Origin of the sequence: Arthrobacter sp. Alg241-R88, assembly GCF_900537115.1 — a bacterium.
Lineage (GTDB): Bacteria > Actinomycetota > Actinomycetes > Actinomycetales > Micrococcaceae > Arthrobacter.
In genome coordinates this window covers 133,653-158,602 of sequence record NZ_UNRG01000006.1, presented here as the reverse complement: position 1 = coordinate 158,602, position 24,950 = coordinate 133,653, and the positions used below count along the sequence as shown (strand labels likewise).

The window sequence follows — 24,950 nt, the reverse complement described above, 5'->3', positions numbered from 1 at the left end:
GGGGTGCGTGAAAAGACTGCTGGCCGCGGGAGAACGGTTCGGGGCCGGTGGGTTGCCTGCCGGTGAACTGGAAGGGAATCGGCAGGGTGTCTAAGGGAGGTCCTGCCAGTACCCGTTCCAGCAGAAACTCCCACAGGCACCCGGAAAGGCGTTGACTGGAGGAAGGCCGGCGCACCGGGACCGTCATGAGCAAAGGAGTCATCATGCATACACGAACACTTGGGCAGGGTCTGCAGGTTTCAGCTATTGGGCTTGGCTGCATGGGCATGTCGCAGAGCTATGGTCCCAACCCCGGGGACCGCCAGGCGATGGTCGGCGTACTGCGCGACGCCGTGGAGATCGGGATCAACTTCTTCGATACGGCCGAGGTGTACGGCCCCTTCGTCAACGAGGAACTCGTCGGTGACGCACTCGCTCCGGTCCGCGACGAGGTGGTCATCGCAACCAAGTTCGGGTGGCGGATCGAGGGCGGCAAGTCCGTGGGGCTGGACAGTTCACCGGAGCGGATCAAACGCGTTGCGGACGAGTCACTCCGCCGCCTGCGCGTCGACACGCTCGACCTCTTCTACCAGCACCGCGTGGACCCCAATGTGCCGATCGAAGAGGTGGCCGGCGCCGTCGGCGAGCTCGTCCAGGCCGGCAAGGTCCGCCACTTCGGGCTGTCCGAGGCCTCGGCCGCGACCATCCGCGCCGCCCACGCCGTCTTTCCGGTGACAGCTCTCCAGAGCGAGTACTCGCTCTGGACGCGCGACCCGGAGCCGGAAGTGCTGCCCACCCTGGCGGAACTGGGGATCGGATTTGTGCCCTTCAGCCCCCTCGGCAAGGGCTTCCTCACCGGAACCGTCGATACGTCCACCCAGTTCGCGGAAGGCGATGTCCGCGGCACCATTCCACGCTTCACAGCCGAGAACCGCGCCGCCAACCAGGCCTTGGTGGAGCACGTCGCCGAACTGGCTGCCGCCAAGAACGCCACACCCGGACAAATCGCGCTGGCCTGGCTCCTGGCGCAGCAGCCATGGATCGTGCCGATCCCCGGGACCCGGCGCCGCGAGCGCCTCGAGGAGAACGCAGCGGCAACAGCCGTCCCGCTCTCCGCAGACGAGGTTGCCGACCTTAACGCCGTCGCCAGCCGGATCGGGGTGCAGGGGAACCGCTACAACGACCTGCACATGGGGCTCGTGGGGCGGTGATTCCCTAACACCCTCACACTGAGTTGAAAAGGCAAGCGGACGACGGCGGGAGGCACCCGCCGTCGTCCGCTTTCGTTGGTGCCAAGCGGCTGAAAGCAGCCCGCCAGCCGCAATTGGCCCGGGCTCCCCTGCCTGGTTAGAGCTGAGTCCGGAAGAAATCCGTCAGCTTGCCAAAGGGGATGAGGCCCACGCGGTCGTAGAGGTCCACGTGGCCGGCTCCCGGGACCCAGAAGAGTTCCTTTGGCCCGCTGGCGAGCCTGTATGCCTCTTCGCTGAACTCCCTTGAGTGTGCCTGGTCGCCGGTGATGAACAGCAGCGGCCGCGGCGCGATCAGCTCCAGGTCGTTGAACGGGTGGAAGTTCATGAACTTGGTGTTGGTGGCCAGGGCCGGATGCGTGGTGGTGTTCGGGTGGTAGCCGCGGGCCGTGCGGTAGAAGTCGTAGAACTCCCGGTCTACCTCGGTCGATTCCGCCGTGAGCACTTCCGGTGTCCCTCCCGTGTACTGGACAGCTCCGCCGGCAAACTCGACGTCACGCTGGGCGGCAGCCTGAGCGATGATGGCCTTGCGCTGCTCCAAAGTCACGGACTTCCGCAGCCCGTCCCGGTTGGCGGCCCCCATGTCGTACATGCTCACCGTGGCGATGGCCTTGATCCTCGGATCGATCTTGGCCGCACTGATCACGAAGCTGCCGCTGCCGCAGATTCCGATGGCGCCGACGCGTTCCCTGTTCACGAAGGGCTGTGTCCGAAGGTAGTCGACAGCGGCGCTGAAGTCCTCGGCGTAAACGTCGGGCAGTACTGAGTTGCCGGGCTTGCCCGCGCTCTCACCCCAGAACGAGAGGTCGAAGGAGAGTGTCACGTATCCCTGCTCGGCCATTTTGGTCGCGTAGAGGTTGGCGCTCTGTTCCTTAACGGCGCCCATGGGGTGTCCCACCACCAGTGCCGGATGCGTCGTGCCCCGGTTCAGGTCGTTGGGGATAAACAGGTTGCCCACGACCTTCATGTCGTACCTGTTCTTGAACGAAATCTTCCGGACCGCGACCTGGTCGCTGGTGTAGAAGTTGTCCGCCCCGTTCGAGGTATCACCCGGATCCAGGTCCTTGCGGGAGGTTGGAGCGGCGAAAGCCGGCCCGGCTCCTGCCAGGCCCGCTGCGCTGGCGATCCCAATGGCTGCCGCGCCGGCGCCCGTCAATTTGATGATGTTCCGGCGTGATACACCCTCAGCCTGGGTTCCCTTGTTGTGCCTTGCGTTGTAGTCCGTGCTCATCGTATTCATCCTCGTGGTGGTCGGTTACGTATCAGGTGGACTTCGTCGTCCTTTCGAGCACACCACGGCCTGGTTGATGAGTGAGAGACCCTGTTGAAACTGGTTATGCCAGAGCCCCCAAGGGGTGGACGGAAGGGGTTCTGCCGCAACCCGTCTTGGCAGAGCCCTTGTTAATGCCGGCTACGGGCCGTTGGATGGAAACCAGACCAAAAGAGTAGGGAGCAGCTGAATTATGGAACGGATGGCCGCCGGCGCCTTCAGGGGTGGCTACGACAAACGCTTCCGCCTCACAGTAGCGGCACTGGCCTTGTCCTTCGCCGCCGCAATCACTGGCTGTAGCACCAGCGGCGGAGCCCCATCTGCCGATCGGTCGCTCCCGCCGACACCAGCTACAACGGAAGATATCGCCACGATGACAAGCCCACCGGCATCAGACAGCACCCCGATCACGATAGACATCACAGGGCAATCGGTAAGAGGGGTCCTCCACAACAACACAACCGCCCGCGCATTGATTGATCAGCTGCCCCTGACGCTCACGTTCAGGGACCATGGCGGCCAGGAAAAGATCGCCGACCTGCCGGCACCGCTCACCCTCGAGGGCATGCCCGCTGGCAGCGATGCTGAACCATTGACCATCGGCTACTACGCGCCCGAGCAGGCACTGGTGCTGTACTACGAATACGTCGGCCATTTCAACGGTATTGTCCGGATCGGCACGTTCGAGGATCTCGCTGCAGTACGGGACCAGGGCGGCGGTTTCACTGCCACGCTGGACCTCGCGCCATAGCGGACGACGGCGGGAGGCACCCGCCGTCGTCCGCTGTCCGTTTTGTAAACGTTGCTTCCCCAGCTGGTCCCACTGGCACTTTCAGAACTGCCCGGTGGGGCCGCTGTCCCTGACTTCGCCACGCCAGCCGCCGGTTTCGGTACCGCGTGATTCGATGAAGTCCTTGAACTTCCGCATGTCGGCTTTCACCTGCATCTCGTCGATCTTCAGCGCCGCGCCTGCCTTTTCAGTGACGGTTTCGGGTGCCCATTCAAAATGGACTTTGACCTTCGTGTGATTGGCGTCCAGCGGCGTGAACCTGATGATGCCCGCATGGGATTTGCCGTCGGTGCTGCGCCAGGCAATCCGGTCGTCAGGCTCCTGGTCCACTATTTCGGTATCGAATTCCCGCTGCACACCGCCCACCTTGGTAACCCAATGGTTGGTGGTGTCGCTCAGCTGGGTTACGGATTCCACACCGGACATGAACTGCGGAAAGGACTCGAACTGGGTCCACTGGTTGTACGCCGTCCTTACCGGGACAGCGACATCAACGGTCTCTTCAACGTGTTCCATCTGCTTCCTCCTCATGACGGACGGCAGCAAAGGCGGACTGGCAGCATTTGCCTTCCTGCCAGTCAGGCAGCCGCCACATTTGCACGATAAGTCCGCCGGCTGGCACTGTCCAGACCTTCGGAATTCCCCGGAACGGCCGCCGTGGACGGCGGCGAGATGCCGGGCTCAACCCGCCGTAATCAGCTCACCAGCGCCGATTCACGTCAACGCGATGGCGTTCGCGGGTGATCCTGTTCCGCCAGTGATGTTGAGCGGTTTGATGCTGAGGAAGGCGTCCCAATTGCCGGTGCCTCGCATGTGCCGGGTGAGTGGGCCGAGCCGCCATAGTTCGCCAAGGGGCATGCCGAGTTTAGCGAGGAGTTGCTGGTGCATCATTCCGTGGTCGTTCGGCGCCGAGTTCCGGTAGGGGCTGTCTGGCACGGCTGGTAAGCATTCGAGGGCGAAATTATCCGCGGCAAGGAGGGCGAGCCGGTTGTCCCATGCCCAGGCAACAAAGTCTTCGGACTGGGCAATGCCCGTGGCCCGGCGACTGTCCCGCGTCCGTTCTTTTCCGTCTGGTGGCAGGGCCAGGAACCATTCGCACCAACCGGTGTGGAGCATCAGGATGTCCCCCGCCATGAGGCTGACGGACTGCTTCTTGAGTGCCGCCTCGATCAGGTCGAGGCCCAGGGGCTCACCTTCGGCATGGTCGATGGGGTGGCCCTGGCCATTGCGGTATCCCTCAAGATCCACCACCACTCCCCTGCCGATGATGGGGCTGTCGGCCCATTCCTGAATGCCGAGATCCGGCGTACCTTCCCGGATGCGGTCATCGGGGGTGTTGTTGTAGAAGCCGACGTCGTCGGCCCGGCGGTGCCGCAGTCCGTCGATCTGGGTCGATCCCTGCAGGTAGTAGCCGTCAAGGTAGTCGTCCCGGTGGGCTGGGTGGGAGGAGTAGATGGTGTGCCGGGGAGCGCCGCGTTTGAGGGACATTCCGGGGTCGAAGGCGTCTGCCTGATAGTCCAGGCCAAACACGGTGCCGGTCCGGATGCAGTTCCGGGCCTCCAGTATTGCGCCCGGCGTAATGAACGACGGCGTTCCGCGCGTTGGCTCGGGAAACAATCCCCAGGAGGTCCCCGCCAACACGCCCTCCCGCCGCAGGAGCCCCGCGAACGTTGGATAGTTGCCGGCAAGGGAGGTCATCGCGCCCCTGCTTTCTGCGGCTGTTCCTGGTTCTGGTGGCGTTTGTAGCTGAGGAGGAACCCGGCGATGGCGCAGGCGGAGGCGGTGATGCACATTGGCGTCTTGATGGTCTCGTTCAGCAGTGTCAGCCATGCGCCTTGGCCGGCGATCAGCGCAACGGCCTGTCCGGTCACGAACACGGCTCCGCCGATGAGCAGTGCTGCCAGGGTGAGGACGAAGAGGACTTCAACGGCGCTTCGGATCTTATGCATGTGGTGTTCCTTTAGATCGGCAGGACGCCAAAGATGATCAGCACACCGATGCCGAGCAGCGGCAGGGCGTAGTGGGTCAGCAGCCGGGCGAAGGTCTTGATGGGGTCCACGTCAGCGATCCCGCAGGCCACGTACAACGGAGCGCCTCCTGGCGGGACCGCCGCCTCGCAGGAGGAGAAGACCAGGACGGCAACGGCTGCGGTGGTTGCCGGCACCCCCGCCGCGACCAGGGTTGCGACGCCGACAGTCCCGACGGCCGCCATCGTCGCCGTCGCTGACAGGGGCGCGGCGACGGCGATGATGATCAGCCCAATCAGGATCGCCAGAAGCCACAGAGGCAGGTTCAGCCCGTTCAGCAGTTCCGTCATTTGCTTCGGCAAACCCGTCGCGGCGAGGGCGTTTGCCCCGGCGAAAGCGAACACAACCGTCACGCCGACAATCCCGAACCGTGGTGCGGAATCCTGCAGCAACGCCCACCAGGCACGTCCCTTACGGGGAAGTTTCTTCCGGCCCAGCAGCAAACCGGTGATGATGAGGACCACCGGGATCCAGACAATGACGCTCACTGCCTTGGTGACATCTCCTCCGGTCCAGTCCGAGAGGGCTTCAGCGATGGCGCCCGAAGTGATGACCAGCGGAATGGCTACCACAACGAACAGCAGCAAGGTTGCCCAGCCACGGCTGAACGCTGAACCGACGGAAAGCCTGTGGGCGGCATCAAGCGGGGTCATCCCGCTCTTGCGGACCAGCAGCCAGGTGACGATCAGCCGGTGCAGGAAGCACCAGAGACCGCCGAACAGCAGCGGCAGGACGAGCGCGTTGATGTCCAGCAACGGCCCCACCGTGGCAGACCCGACAAGAACGAACATGGACGCGCTGAACGGGAACGTGATGCCCATGCCGGCGTTGCCCGCCACGAGCGTGGCCGCCGCGGGCTTGTCCAGCTTGGATTTTTCCATCCAGGGGATGGTGACGGAACCTACCGTGGCGGCGATGGCGGCCTGGTTGTGGACCACACCTCCCAGGCCTGCCGATGCCACGGTGGATACCCAGGCCGGTCCCCCTTTGACTCCCCCGATGAGGGAGTTCAGCAGGTCGATCAGCTTGTCGAGCACCCCGGTTTTATCCAGCAGGTACCCCATGAACACGAATGCCATGGTTGCGTAGACGATTTCGTCGGTTATCGCCGAATAGAGCGCCGTCCAGCCGATCTGGCCGGCCGCCGAACCGGTGAAGGGGAGCACAACCAGGAAACCGAGGATCATGGCTTCCCCGACACTGCGCTTGATGACAGTCGTCCAGAGCAGGATGACGGTCAGGTAGGCGCCAAGGGCCCAGATGCCGATCATGCTGCTGCTCCTGACCGCGATCTGCTGGTGGTGGGGATACTCAAGTGATACCTGTCCATGATTGTGCCCGACACCGGGGTCAGCGCAAGGCCGGTACCGTTTCCCCGGCCATGCGGCTGAGGGCGGCAGCGGAGGCAGTGGTCATTTCTGCAGGCACTCCGAGGTCGGAGAGGTAGCTCGCAGTGTCCTGCATTTCCTTTGAGCGGCGGAGGGCGTGTTTGGCTGTGCCGGCCAGGAAACGGTCGATGACTGCCTGGCCGTCCCCGGCCAACTGGCCCGCGATCTGGGCCCGGATCCATTCTTCGAGTCCGGCTGCTTTACCGGCGTTGACGGCTTCGACGACCACTGAGGCCAGTCCCTTCATCAGGACGCTGCGGAGGAGCTTATGGGCCATGGCTGCACCGGGCTCGCCCTCCGCGATTTCAACGTCCACACCAAGCGGGCCAAGCAGATCCACAACTGCCTGGGCGCCGGGGCCACTGACCATGAGGGGCGTCTTCTCCCCCAGCGCGGAAACCGGACCAAGGATGGCGACGTCGGCAAAGTCGGCTTTGCCGGGCAGCCGTCCGAGCTCCTGCATGACGCCGGGCGAGGACGAGGTGAAGTCCGCGTAGCAGCTGCCTGCCTCCAGGACCGGAATGCATTCGTTGGCTACGCTTCGCGCCGCCGCAGCTCCGGTCAGGACCAGGACGATGTCAGCCCCTGCACAGGCTTCGGCCGCCGTTGCTGCACGCGTGACGCCGGCAGGAGTGGACGGGGCAACCGGATCAAACCCGGTGACCTCGTGGCCGGCTGCTGTAAGTGCCGCAGCGTAGGTGGCGCCGGCTTCGCCGAGACCGATGATGGTTACCGCTGTCATGATGTCGTCTGTCTTTCTCGTATTAGTGGCGGGCTGCTTAGTGGCGGGCCGCGACGATGGCTTGCCGGCGGTTGGTCTCGTCGGCAAAAACGGCTTCCGCAGCTTCGGCTACCGCGGCTGCCTGTTCACGGGGAATCACCACGACGCCGTCCGAGTCACCGATGATGACATCGCCCGGCAGGACGGGCACGCCGCCGAAGGCGAGCGGCGTTCCGAGGCGGAACGGGCCGTTCTTGTAAGGACCGGCGGGGGTAGTAGCCCGGGCGAAGACGGGCATGCCGATCTCCGCCAGCGCTTCGGCGTCGCGCGCTGCTCCGTCCAGGGCGAAACCTGCGATGCCGAGGTTGATGGCGCGCTCGCCAATGAGTTCCCCCAGAAGTGCGCGGGATTCATCCCCGCCGCCGGCGACAACAATGACGTCTCCGGGCCGGGCGGACTCAAGGGCCTTGTGGATGCCCTGGTTGTCGCCGGGCCGGGTCCATACGGTGAAGGCAGGGCCCGCCAGGAGGGCGCCGGGCCAGATGGCCTGGATTGCGGAGTTTGCGACGCCGAGCCGGTCCATGGCGTCACCGATGTTGGCGGCGGGAAGCTTGGCGAGCCGTTCCACCAGGTCCTTCTCGGGGCGGGGAAAGTCGGCGTCGATGGTGTCGAGTGCTGGGGTTGTCATGATGGGTTCTTCCGTCGGCTGGGTGCAGGGAGGGTTAGTCTGTTTTTTGGACCAGCGGGAGGGCCTTCTTGAAGTCCTCTTCCTGTCCGGCCCAGAACTGCTTGTAGTCTTCGCCGGCGAGGTAGCTGGTCTGCAGGCCAAGGTCGTTCATCTTCTGCACTACGGACGGATCCTCGATGGCCGTCTTGATGGCGGCTTCGAGCTTCTTGGCCACGCCTTCCGGCAGGCCGGCGGGGGCCGAATAGCCGCGGGCGGTGCCGGCTTCGAGTTCGTAGCCTGATTCCTTGAACGTGGGAACGTCGGGCAGCGAGGGTGCCCGTTCCGACGTCATAACGCCCAGGACGCGGGCCTTGCCCTGCTTGGTCAGGTCGGTCACGTCGCTGACGTTGGCCACGAGGATGTCAACGTGCTTGCCAAGGAAGGCTGTGGTTGCCTGCGATGCACCTTCGGAGAAGTGGACAGGGGCGAACTCTGCGCCGGTGGTCTCCTGGACCTGTGCCAGCGCGAAGTGTTCGCCGGTCTGCAGGCCTGTGGTGCTGGCGGTCATGGACTTCGGGTTTGCCTTTGCAGCGTCCAGGAGGTCCTTCAGCGTCTGGTACGGGCTGTCCGGCTGGACGGCGATGACGGTGGGGTCGATGACCTGCCGGCCGAGGGGCTGGAAGCTGTCGCGGGTGTATTTGGCGCCGCGCGATGGATCCAAGGGCGAGACGACGACGGACGGCGAGCCGGTGGCACCGATGGTGTAGCCGTCGGGCGCGGCGCTGGTCAGCTGGGTGTAGCCGATCTGGCCGCCTGCGCCGGGCTTGTTGATGACCTCGACGTTGGTGCCAAGCTCCTTTTCCAGGATGGGCTGGATGAGCCGGGCGGCCGTGTCGACGGCGCCGCCCGAGGAGAAGGCCACGACGAGGTCGATCGTCTTGCCCTTCCTGGGGAAGTCGTCGGCGGCGGCGTTGGTGGCTCCGGCGTTGGCGCCGCAGCCGGTGAGGGCGATGAGGGTTGCTGCTGCGAACGCAGCGGCGATACGGGGACGGGTTTTCATTGTTCTTCTCCTTTGAAGGGGTATGGAGGGCAGTGCGGTGATGGGTTGGGGTTTAGGTTTCGGGGTCTTCGTTGAGCGCCTTTGGCTTGCGCAGCTTGAGCAGCGGGCTGAAGACGATCAGCAGTCCAAGGCCGATCAGGACCGCGGAAAAGGGACGGCTGGTAAAGATGCTGAAGTCGCCCTGGGAGATCTCGAGGGATTCGCGCAGCGAGCGTTCCATCAGGGGGCCGAGCACCAGCGTCAGCACCATGGGCGCCAGCGGGATGTCCAGGTGCCGCAGGGCCAGGCCAAGGAGGCCGAAGCCGATCATCACGAAGACATCGAAGACGCTGAAGTTGATGGTGTAGGCGCCGATGACCATAAAAAGCAGGATGAGTGCGGTCAGGATCGACGACGGGACGCGGAGGATGGAGGTCCAGAGCCCGACGAGTGGGACGTTCAGGACCAGCAGGAGCAGGTTGCCGATGAAGAGGCTGGCGATGATGGCCCAGGCGATTTCGGAGTGTTCGGTGAAGAGGGTGGGTCCCGGGGTGAGGCCCTGCTGGAGGAAGGCTCCCATCAGCACGGCGATAGTGGGTGACGCCGGGATGCCGAGGGTAAACAGCGGGATCAGTGCAGCGTTGGCGTGGGAGTTGTTGGCCGTTTCGGGACCGGCGACGCCTTCGATGGCACCCTTGCCCAGTTCGTTGCGGTGGCGGGAGAACTTCTTTTCCGCGCCGTAGGCCAGCAGGGAGGATACCGAGCCGGTCATGCCGGGGATGAGTCCCAGGCCGAAGCCGATGCCGGTGCCGCGGGCCATGGCCGGGGCGCTCCGGCGCCATTCCTTGCCGGTGGGGAGCAGAGAACGGAAGTTGGGCGCGTGCACCGCAGCCGGCTGATCGCCCTTGCGGTAGGACAGGAGTTCCGAGAGGCCGAAAACACCGACGATGACGGCCACGAAGCTGACGCCGTCCAGGAGCCGGTCCATGCCGAACGTGAAGCGGGGAGCACCGGCCACCGGATCGATTCCCACCATGGCGATCAGCAGGCCCAGGGCTCCGGAGATGACTGCTTTCACCATGGATTTTCCGGCCAGCGCGACAAGGAGCGATATGCCCACCACCATAAGGGCGAAGAATTCCGGCGGGCCGACGAGCAGGCCGAGTTCCCCGAGGGGTTTAGCGGCTGCCACCAGGCCCAGGGTGGCTACCGTTCCCCCGACAAAGGACCCGACGGCGGCGATGGTCAGCGCTGCTCCAGCCTTGCCGATTTTGGTCATCGCGTAGCCGTCAATGGTGGTGATGGCCGAGGCGGCTTCACCGGGAGTATTCAGCAGCACGCTGGTGATGGTTCCCCCATAGGCGGTGCCGTAGAAGATGGCACACAGCATGATGATCGCGCCGGTAGCGTCCAGGTTCAGCGTGAGGGGGATCAGGAGAGCGACGCCTGCCACCGGCCCGATGCCGGGCAGGACGCCGATGATCGTGCCGAGGAGGCAGCCAAGGAAGGCGAAGAGCAGGTTCTGCCAGGTCATGGCGGCCGCGAAGCCGCCCATGAGTTCGTTGAAGATATCCACGTCTAGAGTCCGATCGTGTTCAGCAGGGGGAAGGCCGAAACGGGCAGGGACACGTTCAGGCCAAAGTTGAAGGCGTAGAAGGCGCCCACGCTGCCGGCGAGCGAGGTGATCAGGGACGAACGCCAGGCCCTGCCGCCGCGCAGCTTCAGGTGATACATCAGGAAGAGGAACATGCTCAGCTGGAAGCCGAGCAGGTCCATCACGGCCGCGAGGATCGCCAGGCTCACGACGACGGCAATGACCAGTCCGCGGTCAACGCCTTCGGCCGTTTCGCTGGGCCGGCGGAGCTCCTGGAGCAGCCAAACGACGGACATCGCGGCAAGTACTGCGCCCATGGCGAAGGGGAACAGGCCCGGTCCAGGTCCCAGCGAAGTCCACAGGCCGAGCTCGATCGAACTGACCAGGACGTAGACGCCGACGGCGGCGAACGCGCCGATGCCGGCCAGCACGGAGGGTGCCACCCGGGCAGGGCTCGCGGGTTTGGCTGTGACTGACTCCGTTGTCATGGATTCCTTCTCACTGTGCCTGCTTTCACTCCGCGTTGTTCTATTTCACAGAATGAAACTATATTGCGTACAGAGAAATAGTGACAGCAGACACACCTACTGTCAAGCGCAAGAAACTTACATAGAATGAAAGAATGGCGATGACGACATCCACGGAACCTTCGGCCGAGGAGGGCCCCAAGGCCTCCAACATGCGCTCCCTCTCCAGGGCCCTGGAGGTCTTCGCGGAGCTTCAGCGGGCGGAGCGCCCGCAGCGGCTCAGCGATCTTGCCAAGGCCTGTGGGATGAGCCTGCCCACCACCCTGAGAATCCTGCGGGTGCTTCAGGATTTCGGCATGGTCAGCCAGACGGACAAGTCCTACCGGATCGGCCCGGCCGTCCTGCCCGCCGCCCGCAGCTTTCTCGAGAATGACCCGCTCGTCGTCTCCGCCCGCCCGGTCCTTCAGCAGGTGGCCTCCCAGACCGGGCTTACGGCGTCGCTCTATACACGGCTCGGTTTCGAGCGCATCCTTGTGGCCCGGGTCGACGGCGAGGCTCCCCTCCGGTATGACCTGCCCCTGGGTAAGCGGCTCCCCCTCACGCTGGGTGCTGCGGGGAAGATCCTGCTCGCGTCAGCGTCCGACGACGAACTCCAGCAGGTGGTGGCCGCGGCAATCGCAGGGGGCCAGGAGGGCGCCGCGTTCACGGTGGAGTCGTTGCGCTCCCGGCTGCCTGAGCCGTCCGCTGACTACGCATACTCAGCGGACGAGCGGGCCACAGGAGTTGTCTCGGTGGCCGTCGCCGTGCCAAACAGGCTGGGGCGCCCCAGTGAGTCCATCTCACTCACCAGCCCTGTTGAGGCAGCCAGCGAAGCGACGCTAAAAGCCGGGGTGCCGGAACTCCGCCGCGCCGCCGGGAGACTCTCGGAACTGCTCGAGGGCTCCGTCTACTAGGGGTTCCACGACAGCAGGTAGATTTGAGCCGATGATTTCCATTGACCGGGACGACCCCGCACGCGGCGACGTCCATCAGCTCCTCAGCGAACACCTGGCGGACATGTACGCCACTTCTCCGGCCGAAAGCGTCCATGCCATGGACCACTCCGCCCTGTCCGCGCCGTCAATGACGTTTTGGACTGCGCGTGAGGACGGCGCTCTGCTGGGATGCGGCGCGCTCAAGCTCCTGGATGCGCCCTCCGGCTCCGCGATGCATGGCGAGATCAAGTCGATGCGCACTGCGGCAAGCGCACGGGGGCGGGGCGTAGCTACCTTGATGCTCCGCCACATTCTCGATGATGCCCGCGCCCGGAACCTCGAGTGTGTCTACCTTGAGACCGGCACTGAGGATTACTTCTCTTCAGCACGCCGACTGTACGCCCGAAACGGCTTCACCGAGTGCCCGCCGTTCGCTGATTATGTCCTGGACCCGCACAGCGTTTTTATGGAACTCCGCCTCTAAAGAAGGTCCGCCAATGTTGCCCGATCACCTGGCCGGTGACATTGACCAGCACAGCCGTAGGCTACTACTGGGTAGGCCGGACATGAGGGCGGCCTCGGGTCCCGGAGGGAACGACGAGTGGACAGTAGTGCTGGTTACTGGTTCTTGAATGGCGATGAGTGGGGGAATGGGGCCACCGACGTGCACGCGGGCGGTGATGGATCGCCGTCCTGGTCGGAGGGCAATCTGGTGCGGCCCCTGGTTCACGGTGCCACCTACTTCGCCCGACTGCATGAGGAGCTGTCCGCTCTGCAGGCCGGAGACCGTGTGTGGTTTACCGACTGGCGTGGCGACGGCGACGAGCGGCTCACGCCGGACGGGCCTACCATCGGCGAATTGCTGGCCCGGTTGGCACGGGCGGGAGTGGAGGTACGCGGCCTGATCTGGAGGTCCCATGGAGAGCGTGTGTCTGCCCCCATGAGCAACCTGTCTAATGAGCACCTCAGCCGCCAGATCAACGACGCCGGCGGCGAGGTGCTGCTGGATCAGCGCGTGCGCCTCTTCGGCTGCCATCACCAGAAATTGTTCGTCATCCGCAATCGAAATGATCCTTCGCGGGACGTCGCGTTCGTTGGCGGGATCGACCTTTCCCACAGCCGCCGGGACGACGCCGACCACTCGGGAGACCCCCAGGCGGTGGACATGGATCCCCGGTACGGAGAACAACCCCCGTGGCACGATGCCGCCCTCGAACTGCGCGGTCCGGTTGTGGCGGACGTGCTGGAGTTATTCGCGGAAAGGTGGAATGACCCCCATCCGTTGGACCACCGCACACCGTACCGGATGCTGCTGCAACGCCTGGCCGATATGCCCCGGCACCCCGAACCCCTGCCGGAAACTGCGCCGCCGCCGCCACCGGCTGGCCCCCACGCTGTGCAGCTGCTGCGCACCTACGGAGTGAAGCATCCGCCGTTCCCGTTCGCACCCCATGGTGAGCGGAGTGTTGCCAGGGCGTACACAAAAGCCTTTGGCCTGGCCCGTTCACTGATTTACATCGAGGACCAGTACCTGTGGTCGGCTGAGGTGGCAGCCGGAATCGCAGCAGCCCTCGAACAGAACCCCGGGTTGAATGTGATTGCAGTGGTGCCCCGCTACCCCGACTCCGACGGTCCGCTGGGAGGACCGCCCAAGCGGCTGGGGCAACTGCGTGCCATCGAAACGATAAGCCGCGCTGCGCCGGACAGATTCGGGGTGTTCAACCTCGAGAACAAAACCGGGACGCCGATCTACGTCCATGCCAAGATCTGCATCATCGACGACACCTGGTTCACGTGCGGGTCGGACAACTTCAACCGTCGGTCCTGGACCACGGACAGCGAGCTGACCTGCGCAGTCATCGATACTAGTGCTGCTCAGCGGGAAGCGCCAAGCGCAGACACTGGTCCGGGAGCTTCCCGTTCGTTGGCCCATAGGCTCCGGCTGCAGCTCTGGGCCGAGCACCTGGGCCTGGAACAGAGTGACCCCCGGCTCCACGACCCGGCGGACGCCCTCGGCCTGTGGAACGCCGCCGCCGACGCCCTGGACAATTGGCATAAAACCGGCCGCCGATCGCCCCGGCCCAACGGACACGTAAGGCACCACAGCACTGCACCTGTCTCGCCCCTTCAACGACTCTGGGCGGCTCCTGCAAACCGCTTCCTGGTGGATCCGGACGGCCGCCCGCGAAAGATGCGCGGCACTACCAGGTTCTAGGCGCACCACCAGAGTCCAGGCGCACTACCCGGGTTCCAGGTGCACTACCAGGGTCCAGGCAGGACAGGCTGAGCCGGGCTTCAGGCAGCGAGGCGCGCCTGTATGACCTGCTCAAAGGGGCTAACGGTATGGGGTAGCCAGCCGGGTGGCATGAGTGGTGGTTCACGGTCCGGGTGTTCGGCTGGATAGTATCGGCCGGTTGGTGACGTCCAGCCAGGTGGCTGATTCACGCTTGCCTCTGTTGGTGTCCACCCCGTTCGGTGTTTGAGCCGGTGGTGTTTCGGGCATGCCTGTCCAAGGTTGCTGATCCCGGTGGCCCCGCCATGCTGCCAGGCCTTGAGATGGTCCGCCTCATTATCCAGGCTGTGGTTGCTGCAGCCCGGGAAGGTGCATCTGCCGTCCCGCATCTTCAGCCATCGCTTCAGTGTTTCCGGGAGCCGGTAGCTGGTGCGCCCGATTTCCAGCGGCGCTCCATCCCTCGGGTCTACTAGAACGCGATAGAACGAGCTAGCACCGTCAGCAACCAGCTTCCGTGCCATCGACGCCGGGACCGGCCCCAGCCCATCGACTTCGGCGGGTTCGTCCGTCAGGCCGAGAAGGGAGAAGACGGGAACGGTCACGAGCACCTCCGCCTTAGGCGAGGGCACGTCTCCCGCATCGTGGTTTGTACTGCCCAGCAGCAACCCTGCGGCGATGTCGGCGCACAACTGGGTGAGGGTGCGTGGTTCCTGCGGGCCTTGGAGCCCGCGGGCCTGCGCGGTTGTCCTGTTCCGGATGGCACAGGCAGTAGCCCCGGGAACGTACAGCGAGATCCAAGCCATGCCGTCCCGGTCCGGGCTGTACTCCATCCGCCGGTCCGCGCTCTTCGCATGGCGTTCCTCAATTGACTCGGGGTGGTGGCGTTCGCGCCAGGCCCGGAGCTTCCTCCGGAGCCGGGCGGGCACCAGTTCTCCGGGTGCGGCACCGCGAACCTGTTCGTCGGGGCCGAAGAAGTGTGCCTCGAGGGCCGAGGCTGCCGCGGGCGTGAGGCCGGCAGTTTCCTCGACCACAATGCGGGCATGCTGCCAACCAATGGTGCCGGCTTCCAGGGCATCGAGTGCCGCCGGCAACGAGGTGGTCAGCGCATGGGCTTCCCCAAGGAGGGCGGCTGCGGCGCGTTCGCCGATGGTGAGCGTACACGCGACTTCTGCCACGCGGCTCATCTCCTGCGCGGTCGCCTCGTGCGCGCAGGCCGGCGGCCCCTCCATCGCGTCTGTGGCTTCCGCATAGGCGGCCACAAGCCGGACCTTGGCCGCCGCCGTCACGGCCTCAACCCGTGCCAACACCCCGAGGCCATCCAAACACGCTTCGGAAAACTCCTGCAACGGATCAGTATCAGCGCCGGGAAGACGGTCAGCTCCATCCGCGGCCATCGGGCGGGCAACAACACCGGCAAGCTCATTAACCAGCCCTGCCATCGAGGCGACGGCAGCCGCCAACGCCGCCGCGCCTTCCGCTTCGACAACCACACCGGTCTCCATAACCACAAGCATGGCAGGAGGGTGTGACATTTTCGGAAGTCCTGTTTGTGCTGGGTGGTGCGGACGGCCGCTACCCGTGGGCGTCGCGTTTTGGCTGAGTCTTTCGCCGGTTTCGACTTAAAAATTCGCAGCCAAAGGCGCGCACCTTTACGTTCTGGCGGCGATCAGGCTGGCTCCGGCTGGGTTGGCGTGCCGGGTCCGTGTGGCGCCCCGTTCTCCCGCGCCTTCGTCAGCGTGAATATCCCATAACGCATCGCACCGGTGCGGTAGGCCAGGATCAGGCGGGGGATGCTCAGGATGAAGATGCGATTGCGGGCGCCGAGGGCGAGGCGGCGGGTCTCGCGGTCCACGAGCAAGGCCTTCACAAGTCGACGGGCGCACACCGTCCATGTGCGCGCTACGCGGCGGCTGACATCTTCATAGCCCTCGACCGTAAACCCTGCCGCCATTGCCATCGCTTCGTACTCCTCGCGGGTGCCCATCGAGGGCAGGCGCCCTTCGCGGCAGATCGGCTCGAGCAGGTGGCGGACCTTCCACCCCCTCGCATCAGTCCCGGCGAGCCACGCGCAGACGACGAAGCGGCCTCCGGGCAACAGCACGCGATGCGCCTCGTCAAAGAACCTCGGCTTATCAACCATGTGCTCGCTCGATTCGATCGCCCATGCGGCATCGACCGAGGCATCGGGCAGCCCGTTGACAAGCCAGTCACGGAGACGGATGTCTACGCCGGGTACGGGATGCGCGGCGGCATAGTCGGCCTGCTCAGCGGAGATCGTGAAGCCGGTGACGCGCACCCCGCGTGTCACCGCGAGCTGCCTTGCGGTGGAGCCATAGCCGCAGCCGATGTCAACGCACGCCTCGCCGGGCATAAGACGCAGACGATCGCCGACCTTGTCGACGAGCGCTTCGACGGCCTCTGCGGCCGCCTCGCGACCCGTCGCCCAGAGCCCGTGATGGACATGGTCACCCCACACCCGGCGATAGACAGGATCGAGGTCGTCGTAGTGATCCGCGACTGCGACGGCGTCCTGGGAAATGTTGGGGACGATCACGCCCTCACGCTATAACGCTGATCCATGCATAGGAAGAGTAGGAAGCGGACGACGGCGGCTCCTCCCGCCGTCGTCCGCTTGCTTTTAGGCGGCGCACCCACCAGCTGACGTGAAGCCCGGCGTCATACAACGTGACGGCCTCCGGATCCGGGCAAGGAACGCCCTACCCTTATCTGGTGACTTTGACTAAGATGCGCACCGCCGCCGCGAGCTCCCTCGCCGCCGCCGGTCTCCTGTTTTCCCTCGCCGCCTGTTCGGCGCCTGCCACCCAGCCGGCCGCCTCTGAGCCCGCCTCCTCGGCAGCAACTTCATCGAGTGCCACACCCAGTGCCTCCGGGCCCTGCGACGGTGTAAAGGTCATCGTTGATTCGGGCGCCCTGAAGCAGGCCGCCGCCGACACCTCCGTGTGCGTAGAGGTGGACGAGTCCACTGTCGCTGCGGACGTGCTCAAGGAAGCCAACATCAAGACCGAGGGCACCGAGCAGTACCCCACCGAACTGGTGTGCCGCGTAAACGGTGTGCCCGCCGCGGACTTCGACATCACCCACAAGGCCGGCACCTACCGGGAAGAATGCAAGGGCATGCCCGCCGCTTTCGCGTACTGGTCCCTCTGGGTCAAGCCGGCCTCCGGTGACTGGGCCTATGCCCAGGAAGGCCTCGCCACCCTGAAGGTCAGTCCCGGCGAGAGCCTGGAACTGCTCTACACGGTCGACGGCGAACCGGCAGCCTCCGCGGCATGACCTTCCGACCCGCGCCGTTACGTGCAGCGGCGGCCCTCGCCGTCGTCTTCGTCGCGGCGCGGGTCATCTACCGCGTCCTTTTCAACGGCGCGGGCATTGGCGGGCCGGTCCTGCTTGACCTGCCCGCCATGCGGCTGCCTGCCCCGTACGCGCATGTGGTCTTCCTTGGCCCGGTCACGGGACAAGGCCTCTGGGAGGCGGTCCTCTCCGCCCTCCCGATTGCCGCCATGTTCCTCGGCTTCGGCCTGCTCAACGCGTTCGTGGACGTGGCCCGGGGCTTCGTGCACCTGGCCCGCCGCGGCCCCCTGCAGGGCCTGGCCAGGACTCTCGTAGTGGCGTGGGCTGCACTCCCGGCGCTGGCCGACGCCGTTGCCTCCGTACGCCTGGCGTTCCGGTTGCGGGGCGAAAAGTTTGGACCCCGCGCCCTGGTGCCCATCCTCGAGCGCACCCTTGAGCACGCAAGCCGGGTTGCCGCGGCTCTGGAGCTGCGCGGCTTTGGGAGCAGGGTGGCACACCAGCCCGGCCGGGGTATTGAAGCCCCGGTCCTCATCCGGGACGCCCAGTTCCGCATCGGTGACGCGACGGTGCGCGTTGCCGGGTTCACGCCGTCGAGCGGGTCCGTCACGGTCATCACCGGGCCGACGGGCTCCGGCAAATCCACCATCCTGCGTGGCCTCGCCGGCTTGCTCTCGCACGTGGACGGCGGCGAGATCGCCGGCACCGTGCGCGTCGCGGGAGCCGACCGTGCCGCCACTCCCCCGCGCGACACCGCCCGCACCGTAGGTGTCGTCCTGCAGAATCCCCGCGCCGCCTTCGCCAGCACCCGGGTCCGGGACGAAATCGCCCTCGCCCTTGAGCTGCGCGGCTTGCCATCCGCTTCCACCAAGGCCCGTGTGCTGGAGGTCGCCGGGCGTATCGGGGTGACCGATCTGCTGGACCGGAATCCGAGCACCCTCTCCGCCGGTGAAGCAACGCTCGTCGCCATTGCCGCCGCGGTCGTGGACCATCCGGCCCTGCTCCTGGTGGATGAGCCCCTGGCCGACCTCGACACCGCAGCCCGCAGACGCGTCATCAACGTACTTAACGCCCTCGCCCGCGATGCCGGTGTCTGCATTATTGTGGCGGAACATCGGGCGGAAGCGCTCGTGCCGATCGCGGATTCATGGTGGACCATTGATGACCGCGCGCTCGTGCCGGGTGCCGCGCCGTCCGCGCCTTCCGCCCCCGTCCGGGCCATTCCGGCGCAGGCCCAGCCGGTGGACGTCCCTCCCGTGCTGGCGGCGACAAACCTTGCGGTGCACCGCAAGGGCAAGCCACTTGTGCGCGACGCGTCCCTCACGCTGCACCGCGGTGAAGTGGTCGCCTTGGTGGGGCCGAACGGGGCCGGGAAGTCCTCCCTGCTCGTGGCGCTCGCACTGGGTGAGGGCACGGGCGCTGAAGGCACGGGCGGTATAAAAACGTACGACGGCGGCACGGCCGACGGCGTCCGCGTGGCCTTGGTGCCGGACGCCTCGGACGACCTCTTCACGAGGGATACGGTCGAGGGCGAGCTTCGGGCGGGCGAGCGGCGCCTTGTGCGCCGAAAGAACGGCGGACACCCTGCGCCTGGTTCCGCAGCTGCACACCTTGCCCGGTTGCGGGGCGACATCGCCATTCCCGTCGGGCACGAGCATCCGCGGGACCTCTCTGCAGGCGAGCGCAGGATCCTGGCCATCGCGCTGCAGACCATGGACCATCCCCAGGTCCTCCTGATCGACGAGCCCACCCGCGGCCTCGATCCAGCCGCGCGCACGGCAGTCTCTGCAGCGCTGCGGGCGGCAGCGGACGCCGGCGCAGCAGTGCTGATCGCCACCCACGACCACGGCTTTGCCAACAGCCTCGGCGCCCGGATCCTCCCGATGCGTGACGGCGTCGCGCCCTCTGCCGTGGAGGACAACGCGCCGGAACCGGCACCTCTGCTTCTCCGGAAGGCAGGTGCCGGACCAAAACCAGCGGTAGGTGACGAGCAACCAGACTCGCATGGCAAGGAAAGGCAGCACCGCGTCCGGATGCCGCGCGGCGTCGAACTCGCCGTCCTCGCAGCCGCAAACCTTCTGGCCCTCGGGGCATTCTGCTGGCCGCTGCTCGCCGCGGCCCTTCCGCAGGACGCCGTCGCGGCCCTGCCCTACGCGGCGTTGGCCATCGCGCCCGTCGCCGCGGTCGCCGTCGTCGTTTCCTTGGACGGCTCGGTCCGTTCGGCACATATGGTGGCGCTGCTCGGCGTCCTGGCAGCGGTAGGTTCGGCGGTGCGGGTGGTGAGCACCGGCGTCGGGGGTGTGGAGGCAGTTTTTATCCTGCTGATCCTGGCCGGCCGGGCGTTCGGTGCCCGTTTCGGACTGCTGCTTGGCGCCGCCACCATCGCCGTCTCCAGCGCGGTGTGGGGTGGGATCGGACCCTGGACGCCGTTCCAGATCTTCGCCTGTGCGTGGGTGGGCGCGGGCGCCGGCCTGCTCCCCCGCCGGGTGCGCGGCAAAGCGGAACTGTGGATGCTGTGCGTTTACGGTGCCGTGGCGTCCTACCTGTTCGGACTGCTGACCAACTTGTGGTTCTGGCCATTCGCGGTGGGCGCCGGCACCGGCATCTCGTACGAGCCCGGTGCGCCGCTGGGCACCAACCTCAGCAGCTTCTTGCTCTACTCGCTGGTGACGTCGACGGCGGGCTGGGACACCTTGCGTGCCGTCACCACGATCATCGGAATCGTTGTGGTGGGGCGGGCCATTCTCGCCGCGTTCCGGCGGGTGAAGCCGGTTTCCGGCACGGGCGGAAGCCTGGGCGGCCACGCCATGCAGGCGCGCAGCAACCAGTCCAGGGACCGGGTTGATCTCGGGGTCTAAGCCATCATCATGCTGCAGGATGCGCCACCACGGTATTGCCCATAGTCTGGCCAAGTGGAGACAAAGACTGTGAAACCCGGCGAACAGGTGGACAGGCAGTCGCGCATCCTCGAAGCGGCCTTGGATCTGCTGTCGCGCCACGGTATTTCGGGAGTCAATATGCGGGCTGTGGCCCGCGAGGCCGGCGTGGCCCTCGGGCTGGTGAACTACTACTACGAAGACAAGCTGAGCCTGATCCGTGCAGCTCTGCACCGGGTAGACCAGCATGACCTGATGCTGCTCACGCCCGACCTCGGCTCGTCCCCCGGCGAGCAGCTGAAGAAGGCCCTGCAGCGGGTCGCGGGCCCGGAATTCCTTACCATGCAGTACCTGTCCCTGCGGCTCCACCTATGGGCCCTGGCACAAGCCCATGAAGACTTTGCTTCCATCAACGCCGCAGCGTTTGAACGCTACCTCCAAGGGCTCGCGACGTTGATCTGCAATGCCAGGCCCGAGCTTTCCAATGAGGAATGCAGGGAGCGGGCAGCAGACATCGTCGTCGTGCAAAACGGGATGTGGCTCACCGCGCTCCTCGGTGTTGACAAGGATTCCATCCGGCGGAGCATCGCCCGGACCGAAGAAATCGCCTTCGCCGCTTAGCAGGCTGCTTTACCTCTTTCGTGGATGGAAGTGCGGGTGAAACCGATCCGCACTTCCATCGCTGCGCCTTTCCGTGCGGTTCCCGTGTCATGACAGCCGCCCGTCATATTCGATGGCCGGGAGCGCCTTTCCCCCTCCGTGGCACGGCGCGATGTTTCAGCCGCGTTAAATCTTGAACGTTTGTCCAGTCAGACTATTGAACACTCGTTCAACGTCCATTACTGTGCATGAGTATGACGTACACCACACCCCAGGGATTTCCGGCACCGCGTTGAGTCAGCGCTGACGCATCAGCAGTCCGCATCCACCACTTCAGGGACTTCCAACGCTTGTCCGGTATCGCGGCGCAACGCCGCTTCCGGAAGAAGCACACCAGCCTCAGCAGCTGGCCTGCACCAGGTAGAAAGAGAGTTTCCAGCATGACAAAAACCCACTACGACTATGTCATCGTCGGCGGCGGAAGCGCGGGCTCCGTGCTTGCCAACCGCTTGAGCGAAGGGGGCAACAGCAGCGTCCTGGTTCTCGAGGCCGGACGCAGCGACTACCCCTGGGACCTGTTCATCCAGATGCCTGCCGCGCTGACCTTCCCCAGCGGCAACCCGCTGTATGACTGGCGCTACGAATCGGACCCGGAACCCTTCATGGGCGGCCGCCGCGTCGCACACGCCCGCGGCAAGGTCCTGGGCGGCTCCAGCTCCATCAACGGCATGATCTTCCAGCGCGGCAACCCCCTCGATTACGAGCGCTGGGGCGCCGACGCCGGCATGGATACCTGGGATTTCGCGCACTGCCTGCCCTACTTCAACAAGATGGAAAACGCACTGGCGGCGGACCCGGATGACGAACTGCGCGGCCATGACGGCCCGCTGGTCCTGGAACGCGGTCCGGCCACCAACCCGCTCTTCCAGGCCTTCTTCAAGGCCGCCCAGGAAGCCGGCTACCCCCTGACCGACGACGTCAACGGCTACCGCCAGGAAGGCTTCGCGGCCTTCGACCGCAACGTCCACAAGGGCCAGCGCCTCTCGGCATCCCGGGCACACATCCGCCCCAACGCCGCCCGTCCTAACCTCACCGTCCTCACCCGCGCGATGGTCACCAAGGTCAATTTCAAGGGCACGGTAGCCACCGGTGTCACGTACCGCCGCAACGGCCAGACCCACGTGGTCAACGCCGGTGAGGTCATCCTGTCCGGCGGCGCCATCAACACCCCGCAGCTGCTGCAGCTCTCCGGCGTGGGCGAAGCGGGACACCTGAACTCCCTCGGAATCAACCCCGTGGTCAACCTTCCCGGCGTCGGCGAGAACCTGCAGGACCACCTGGAGGTCTACATCCAGCACGCCTGCACCCAGCCGGTATCCATGCAGCCCAACCTGGACCTCTGGCGCTACCCCCTCATCGGCCTGCAGTGGCTGCTGGGACGCAAGGGCCCCGCAGCCACCAACCACTTCGAAGGCGGCGGGTTCGTCCGCTCCAACGAGGACGTTGCCTACCCCAACCTGATGTTCCACTTCCTGCCCGTGGCAGTGCGCTACGACGGGCAGAAGGCGGACGCCAAGCACGGCTACCAGGTGCACATCGGCCCCATGTACTCCGATGCCCGCGGCACCCTGAAGATCAAGTCCACGGACCCCACCGTCCACCCGTCCATGCTCTTCAACTACCTCTCCACGGAGCAGGACCGGCGCGAATGGGTGGAGGCCATCCACGTGGCCCGTGACATCCTGGGCCAGTCCGCCATGACGCCCTTCAACGGCGGGGAGCTTTCGCCCGGGCAGAGCGTCCGCACCGACGCCGAAATCCTGGACTGGGTGGCCCGCGACGCGGAAACCGCCCTGCACCCCTCCTGCACCGCCAAGATGGGCCCGGAGTCCGACCCAATGGCAGTGGTGAACCCGCTCGACATGTCCGTCCACGGAACGCAGGGCCTCCGGGTTGTGGACGCCTCGGCCATGCCCTACGTGACCAACGGCAACATCTACGCCCCCGTCATGATGCTCGCCGAAAAGGCCGCCGACCTCATTGCAGGGAAGGCCCCGCTGGCGCCGCAGCATGCCGAGTTTTACCGGCACGGAATCAGCCCGCTCGAGCGTAACGGCACCGCCGGTGCAGCTGCCCCCGCAGCACAGGCATAGGCATGATTGATGGACTGGAAAAGGAGAAACGATGACCGCCACCGCTGAGCAGGTCCGCGACGCCGGACAGGCGCAGGACGCCATCAAGGGCTTGTACATTGACGGCGCCTGGCACCAGGCATCCGACGGCGGCACAACCGTTGTACGCTGCCCGGCGGACGGGCGCGAAGTGGCGGTGGTCGCCTCGTCCACCCCGGAGGACGCGGAGCGGGCAATCGCCAGTGCCCGGGCAGCGTTCGACGGCGGTGCGTGGCGCCGGCTGACCGACATCGAACGCGGGGAGGTCCTGCTTCGCATCGCCGCGCTGCTGGAGCGGGACAAGGCAGCTTATGCCCGCGCCGAAGCACTGGATACGGGCAAGCGCCTCGTCGAGGCCGAATACGACATTGACGACATCGCCTCCTGCTTCCGCTACTACGGCAAAATAGCGGGCCTCGATGCCGGACGGGTCATCGATACCGGCCGGCCGAACGCCATCAGCCGTGTGGTCTACGAACCGCTCGGCGTCTGCGCCCTCATCGCCCCCTGGAACTACCCGCTCCTGCAGGCGGCCTGGAAAGTGGCGCCCGCACTCGTTGCGGGAAACTCCTTCGTGCTCAAGCCCAGCGAGCTCACGCCGTCCACCTCCATCCTCCTCATGGAAACGCTGGCGGAGGCCGGCGTTCCGGCCGGCGTCGCGAACCTGGTCACGGGTAGCGGCTCGAGGGTGGGCCCGCTGCTGAGTTCAGATCCGCGCGTGGACCTCGTCTCCCTGACCGGGAGCCTGGCCACGGGTCAAACCATCATGGCGGCAGCCGCCGAGACCGTGAAGCGGGTCGCCTTCGAGCTCGGCGGGAAGAACCCCAATGTCGTCTTCGCTGACGCCGACTGGGACGCCGCCGTCGACAATGCCCTGACCGCCGTGTTTCTCCACTCCGGCCAGGTCTGCTCGGCAGGGGCGCGGCTCGTGGTCGAGGAGTCCATCGCGGAGCGCTTCGTGGCCGAGGTGGTGGAACGCGCCAAAAAGATCCGCATGGGCGGGCCTTTCGATCCCAACGCGGAAACGGGCCCTCTGATTTCCGCCAGGCACCGTGACCAGGTCCACGCCTACGTCCAGGCCGGCATCGCGGAGGGCGCCGAGCTTTTGTGCGGCGGCTACATCCCCGACGACGGGCCCCTTGCGGCCGGCTTCTTCTACCCGCCCACCGTTCTCGGCAACTGCCGCTCCGGCATGAGCGTACTGCGGGAGGAATCCTTCGGCCCGGTACTGACAATCGAGACGTTCCGGACCGAGGAGGAAGCCGTCGCCATCGCCAACGACACGGAGTACGGCCTGGCGGGCGCAGTCTGGACATCGGACGCGTCGAAGGCGCAGCGCGTTGCGGGAGCCCTGCGGCACGGAACAGTATGGATCAATGACTACCACCCGTACGTCCCGCAGGCGGAGTGGGGCGGTTTTGGGAAGTCCGGCATTGGCCGCGAACTTGGCAGCGCCGGCCTCAACGAATACCGCGAGGCAAAACATATCTGGCAGAACATCCAGCCCGCGCCCAGCGGCTGGTTCGGCTCACCTGCCAGCGACACCGGGGTGGGGGCCGCCGGCTAGCACCAGCATTTGGGGAAATGGCCGGGCGCCG

Annotated in this window: 22 protein-coding genes; 10 read left to right on the top strand and 12 right to left on the bottom strand. The window is 65.7% G+C overall.

Annotation, left to right across the window (positions count from 1 at the left end; genetic code table 11):
* Positions 1 to 203: 203 nt before the first annotated feature.
* Positions 204 to 1,190 carry an aldo/keto reductase gene (locus G6R19_RS14280; RefSeq protein WP_163166055.1) on the top strand — a complete coding sequence of 329 codons (987 nt, stop codon included), beginning with the start codon at positions 204 to 206 and terminating at the stop codon, positions 1,188 to 1,190.
* Between the two features lie 136 nt (positions 1,191 to 1,326).
* Here the strand turns inward: G6R19_RS14280 and G6R19_RS14275 are convergent, their stop codons facing one another.
* A complete protein-coding gene (locus G6R19_RS14275; protein WP_163166052.1) occupies positions 1,327 to 2,457 on the bottom strand; it encodes an alpha/beta hydrolase in 1,131 nt (376 codons plus the stop codon).
* 412 nt (positions 2,458 to 2,869) lie between these two features.
* Between G6R19_RS14275 and G6R19_RS14270 the strand changes: the two genes are divergently transcribed.
* Complete coding sequence (locus G6R19_RS14270) at positions 2,870 to 3,247, top strand: cyclophilin-like fold protein (RefSeq protein ID WP_163166050.1); 378 nt, start codon at positions 2,870 to 2,872, stop codon at positions 3,245 to 3,247.
* Between the two features lie 81 nt (positions 3,248 to 3,328).
* Here the strand turns inward: G6R19_RS14270 and G6R19_RS14265 are convergent, their stop codons facing one another.
* From G6R19_RS14265 to G6R19_RS14225, 9 genes are all read right to left on the bottom strand, one after another.
* Positions 3,329 to 3,802: an SRPBCC family protein gene (locus tag G6R19_RS14265; protein ID WP_163166048.1), complete on the bottom strand. Its 474-nt coding sequence runs from the start codon at positions 3,800 to 3,802 to the stop codon at positions 3,329 to 3,331.
* A 198-nt stretch (positions 3,803 to 4,000) separates the two neighbouring features.
* A complete protein-coding gene (locus G6R19_RS14260; RefSeq protein WP_163166046.1) occupies positions 4,001 to 4,984 on the bottom strand; it encodes a cyclase family protein in 984 nt (327 codons plus the stop codon).
* The gene (locus G6R19_RS14255; protein ID WP_163166044.1) at positions 4,981 to 5,235 is read right to left on the bottom strand and encodes a hypothetical protein; all 255 of its coding nucleotides are present in this window, start codon (positions 5,233 to 5,235) and stop codon (positions 4,981 to 4,983) included. The genes G6R19_RS14260 and G6R19_RS14255 overlap by 4 nt, the downstream gene beginning before the upstream one ends.
* 11 nt (positions 5,236 to 5,246) lie before the next feature.
* On the bottom strand, positions 5,247 to 6,584 hold the full coding sequence (locus G6R19_RS14250) for a TRAP transporter large permease subunit (protein WP_163166042.1): 1,338 nt from the start codon (positions 6,582 to 6,584) through the stop codon (positions 5,247 to 5,249).
* A 79-nt stretch (positions 6,585 to 6,663) separates the two neighbouring features.
* A complete protein-coding gene (locus G6R19_RS14245) occupies positions 6,664 to 7,443 on the bottom strand; it encodes a DUF1932 domain-containing protein (protein ID WP_163166040.1) in 780 nt (259 codons plus the stop codon).
* A gap of 37 nt (positions 7,444 to 7,480) precedes the next feature.
* Entirely contained in the window at positions 7,481 to 8,110 is a 630-nt protein-coding gene (locus G6R19_RS14240; protein ID WP_163166038.1) for a methyltransferase, read from the bottom strand.
* A gap of 34 nt (positions 8,111 to 8,144) precedes the next feature.
* Positions 8,145 to 9,149, bottom strand: coding sequence for a tripartite tricarboxylate transporter substrate binding protein (locus tag G6R19_RS14235; protein WP_163166036.1), 1,005 nt, complete (start codon positions 9,147 to 9,149; stop codon positions 8,145 to 8,147).
* A 52-nt stretch (positions 9,150 to 9,201) separates the two neighbouring features.
* Positions 9,202 to 10,704: a tripartite tricarboxylate transporter permease gene (locus G6R19_RS14230; RefSeq protein ID WP_163166034.1), complete on the bottom strand. Its 1,503-nt coding sequence runs from the start codon at positions 10,702 to 10,704 to the stop codon at positions 9,202 to 9,204.
* A 2-nt stretch (positions 10,705 to 10,706) separates the two neighbouring features.
* Positions 10,707 to 11,210 carry a tripartite tricarboxylate transporter TctB family protein gene (locus G6R19_RS14225; RefSeq protein WP_163166032.1) on the bottom strand — a complete coding sequence of 168 codons (504 nt, stop codon included), beginning with the start codon at positions 11,208 to 11,210 and terminating at the stop codon, positions 10,707 to 10,709.
* 140 nt (positions 11,211 to 11,350) lie between these two features.
* Here G6R19_RS14225 and G6R19_RS14220 point away from each other — a divergent pair, with 140 nt between their 5' ends.
* The 3 genes from G6R19_RS14220 to G6R19_RS14210 all read left to right on the top strand — a co-directional run bounded on the left by G6R19_RS14220 (position 11,351) and on the right by G6R19_RS14210 (position 14,378).
* Positions 11,351 to 12,142: an IclR family transcriptional regulator gene (locus G6R19_RS14220; protein ID WP_163166337.1), complete on the top strand. Its 792-nt coding sequence runs from the start codon at positions 11,351 to 11,353 to the stop codon at positions 12,140 to 12,142.
* A gap of 31 nt (positions 12,143 to 12,173) precedes the next feature.
* Entirely contained in the window at positions 12,174 to 12,647 is a 474-nt protein-coding gene (locus G6R19_RS14215; RefSeq protein WP_163166030.1) for a GNAT family N-acetyltransferase, read from the top strand.
* Positions 12,648 to 12,764: 117 nt separating this feature from the next.
* On the top strand, positions 12,765 to 14,378 hold the full coding sequence (locus G6R19_RS14210; RefSeq protein ID WP_163166028.1) for a phospholipase D-like domain-containing protein: 1,614 nt from the start codon (positions 12,765 to 12,767) through the stop codon (positions 14,376 to 14,378).
* A gap of 80 nt (positions 14,379 to 14,458) precedes the next feature.
* Here G6R19_RS14210 and G6R19_RS14205 read toward each other — a convergent pair whose 3' ends face one another.
* A complete protein-coding gene (locus tag G6R19_RS14205) occupies positions 14,459 to 15,928 on the bottom strand; it encodes a DUF222 domain-containing protein (protein ID WP_346010085.1) in 1,470 nt (489 codons plus the stop codon).
* Between the two features lie 134 nt (positions 15,929 to 16,062).
* A complete protein-coding gene (locus G6R19_RS14200; RefSeq protein WP_163166026.1) occupies positions 16,063 to 16,950 on the bottom strand; it encodes a class I SAM-dependent methyltransferase in 888 nt (295 codons plus the stop codon).
* Positions 16,951 to 17,126: 176 nt separating this feature from the next.
* Between G6R19_RS14200 and G6R19_RS14195 the strand changes: the two genes are divergently transcribed.
* The 5 genes from G6R19_RS14195 to G6R19_RS14175 all read left to right on the top strand — a co-directional run bounded on the left by G6R19_RS14195 (position 17,127) and on the right by G6R19_RS14175 (position 24,919).
* The gene (locus tag G6R19_RS14195; RefSeq protein WP_240341896.1) at positions 17,127 to 17,690 is read left to right on the top strand and encodes a hypothetical protein; all 564 of its coding nucleotides are present in this window, start codon (positions 17,127 to 17,129) and stop codon (positions 17,688 to 17,690) included.
* The gene (locus G6R19_RS14190) at positions 17,687 to 20,563 is read left to right on the top strand and encodes an ATP-binding cassette domain-containing protein (RefSeq protein WP_163166024.1); all 2,877 of its coding nucleotides are present in this window, start codon (positions 17,687 to 17,689) and stop codon (positions 20,561 to 20,563) included. The genes G6R19_RS14195 and G6R19_RS14190 overlap by 4 nt, the downstream gene beginning before the upstream one ends.
* 54 nt (positions 20,564 to 20,617) lie before the next feature.
* Positions 20,618 to 21,202, top strand: coding sequence for a TetR/AcrR family transcriptional regulator (locus G6R19_RS14185; RefSeq protein ID WP_163166022.1), 585 nt, complete (start codon positions 20,618 to 20,620; stop codon positions 21,200 to 21,202).
* 419 nt (positions 21,203 to 21,621) lie between these two features.
* Complete coding sequence (gene betA, locus G6R19_RS14180; protein WP_163166019.1) at positions 21,622 to 23,334, top strand: choline dehydrogenase; 1,713 nt, start codon at positions 21,622 to 21,624, stop codon at positions 23,332 to 23,334.
* Between the two features lie 31 nt (positions 23,335 to 23,365).
* Positions 23,366 to 24,919, top strand: a complete 1,554-nt coding sequence (locus tag G6R19_RS14175; protein WP_205484432.1) for an aldehyde dehydrogenase family protein — start codon at positions 23,366 to 23,368, stop codon at positions 24,917 to 24,919.
* The last annotated feature ends 31 nt before the right edge of the window (positions 24,920 to 24,950 follow it).

What these genes read in the sequence shown, in the direction of transcription:
- G6R19_RS14280 (WP_163166055.1), top strand. Translation starts at nt 204, where the DNA reads ATGCATACACGAACACTTGGGCAGGGTCTGCAGGTTTCAGCTATTGGG.
- G6R19_RS14275 (WP_163166052.1), bottom strand. Translation starts at nt 2,457, where the DNA reads ATGAGCACGGACTACAACGCAAGGCACAACAAGGGAACCCAGGCTGAG.
- G6R19_RS14270 (WP_163166050.1), top strand. Translation starts at nt 2,870, where the DNA reads ATGACAAGCCCACCGGCATCAGACAGCACCCCGATCACGATAGACATC.
- G6R19_RS14265 (WP_163166048.1), bottom strand. Translation starts at nt 3,802, where the DNA reads ATGGAACACGTTGAAGAGACCGTTGATGTCGCTGTCCCGGTAAGGACG.
- G6R19_RS14260 (WP_163166046.1), bottom strand. Translation starts at nt 4,984, where the DNA reads ATGACCTCCCTTGCCGGCAACTATCCAACGTTCGCGGGGCTCCTGCGG.
- G6R19_RS14255 (WP_163166044.1), bottom strand. Translation starts at nt 5,235, where the DNA reads ATGCATAAGATCCGAAGCGCCGTTGAAGTCCTCTTCGTCCTCACCCTG.
- G6R19_RS14250 (WP_163166042.1), bottom strand. Translation starts at nt 6,584, where the DNA reads ATGATCGGCATCTGGGCCCTTGGCGCCTACCTGACCGTCATCCTGCTC.
- G6R19_RS14245 (WP_163166040.1), bottom strand. Translation starts at nt 7,443, where the DNA reads ATGACAGCGGTAACCATCATCGGTCTCGGCGAAGCCGGCGCCACCTAC.
- G6R19_RS14240 (WP_163166038.1), bottom strand. Translation starts at nt 8,110, where the DNA reads ATGACAACCCCAGCACTCGACACCATCGACGCCGACTTTCCCCGCCCC.
- G6R19_RS14235 (WP_163166036.1), bottom strand. Translation starts at nt 9,149, where the DNA reads ATGAAAACCCGTCCCCGTATCGCCGCTGCGTTCGCAGCAGCAACCCTC.
- G6R19_RS14225 (WP_163166032.1), bottom strand. Translation starts at nt 11,210, where the DNA reads ATGACAACGGAGTCAGTCACAGCCAAACCCGCGAGCCCTGCCCGGGTG.
- G6R19_RS14220 (WP_163166337.1), top strand. Translation starts at nt 11,351, where the DNA reads ATGACGACATCCACGGAACCTTCGGCCGAGGAGGGCCCCAAGGCCTCC.
- G6R19_RS14215 (WP_163166030.1), top strand. Translation starts at nt 12,174, where the DNA reads ATGATTTCCATTGACCGGGACGACCCCGCACGCGGCGACGTCCATCAG.
- G6R19_RS14205 (WP_346010085.1), bottom strand. Translation starts at nt 15,928, where the DNA reads ATGTCACACCCTCCTGCCATGCTTGTGGTTATGGAGACCGGTGTGGTT.
- G6R19_RS14190 (WP_163166024.1), top strand. Translation starts at nt 17,687, where the DNA reads ATGACCTTCCGACCCGCGCCGTTACGTGCAGCGGCGGCCCTCGCCGTC.
- betA (WP_163166019.1), top strand. Translation starts at nt 21,622, where the DNA reads ATGACAAAAACCCACTACGACTATGTCATCGTCGGCGGCGGAAGCGCG.
- G6R19_RS14175 (WP_205484432.1), top strand. Translation starts at nt 23,366, where the DNA reads ATGACCGCCACCGCTGAGCAGGTCCGCGACGCCGGACAGGCGCAGGAC.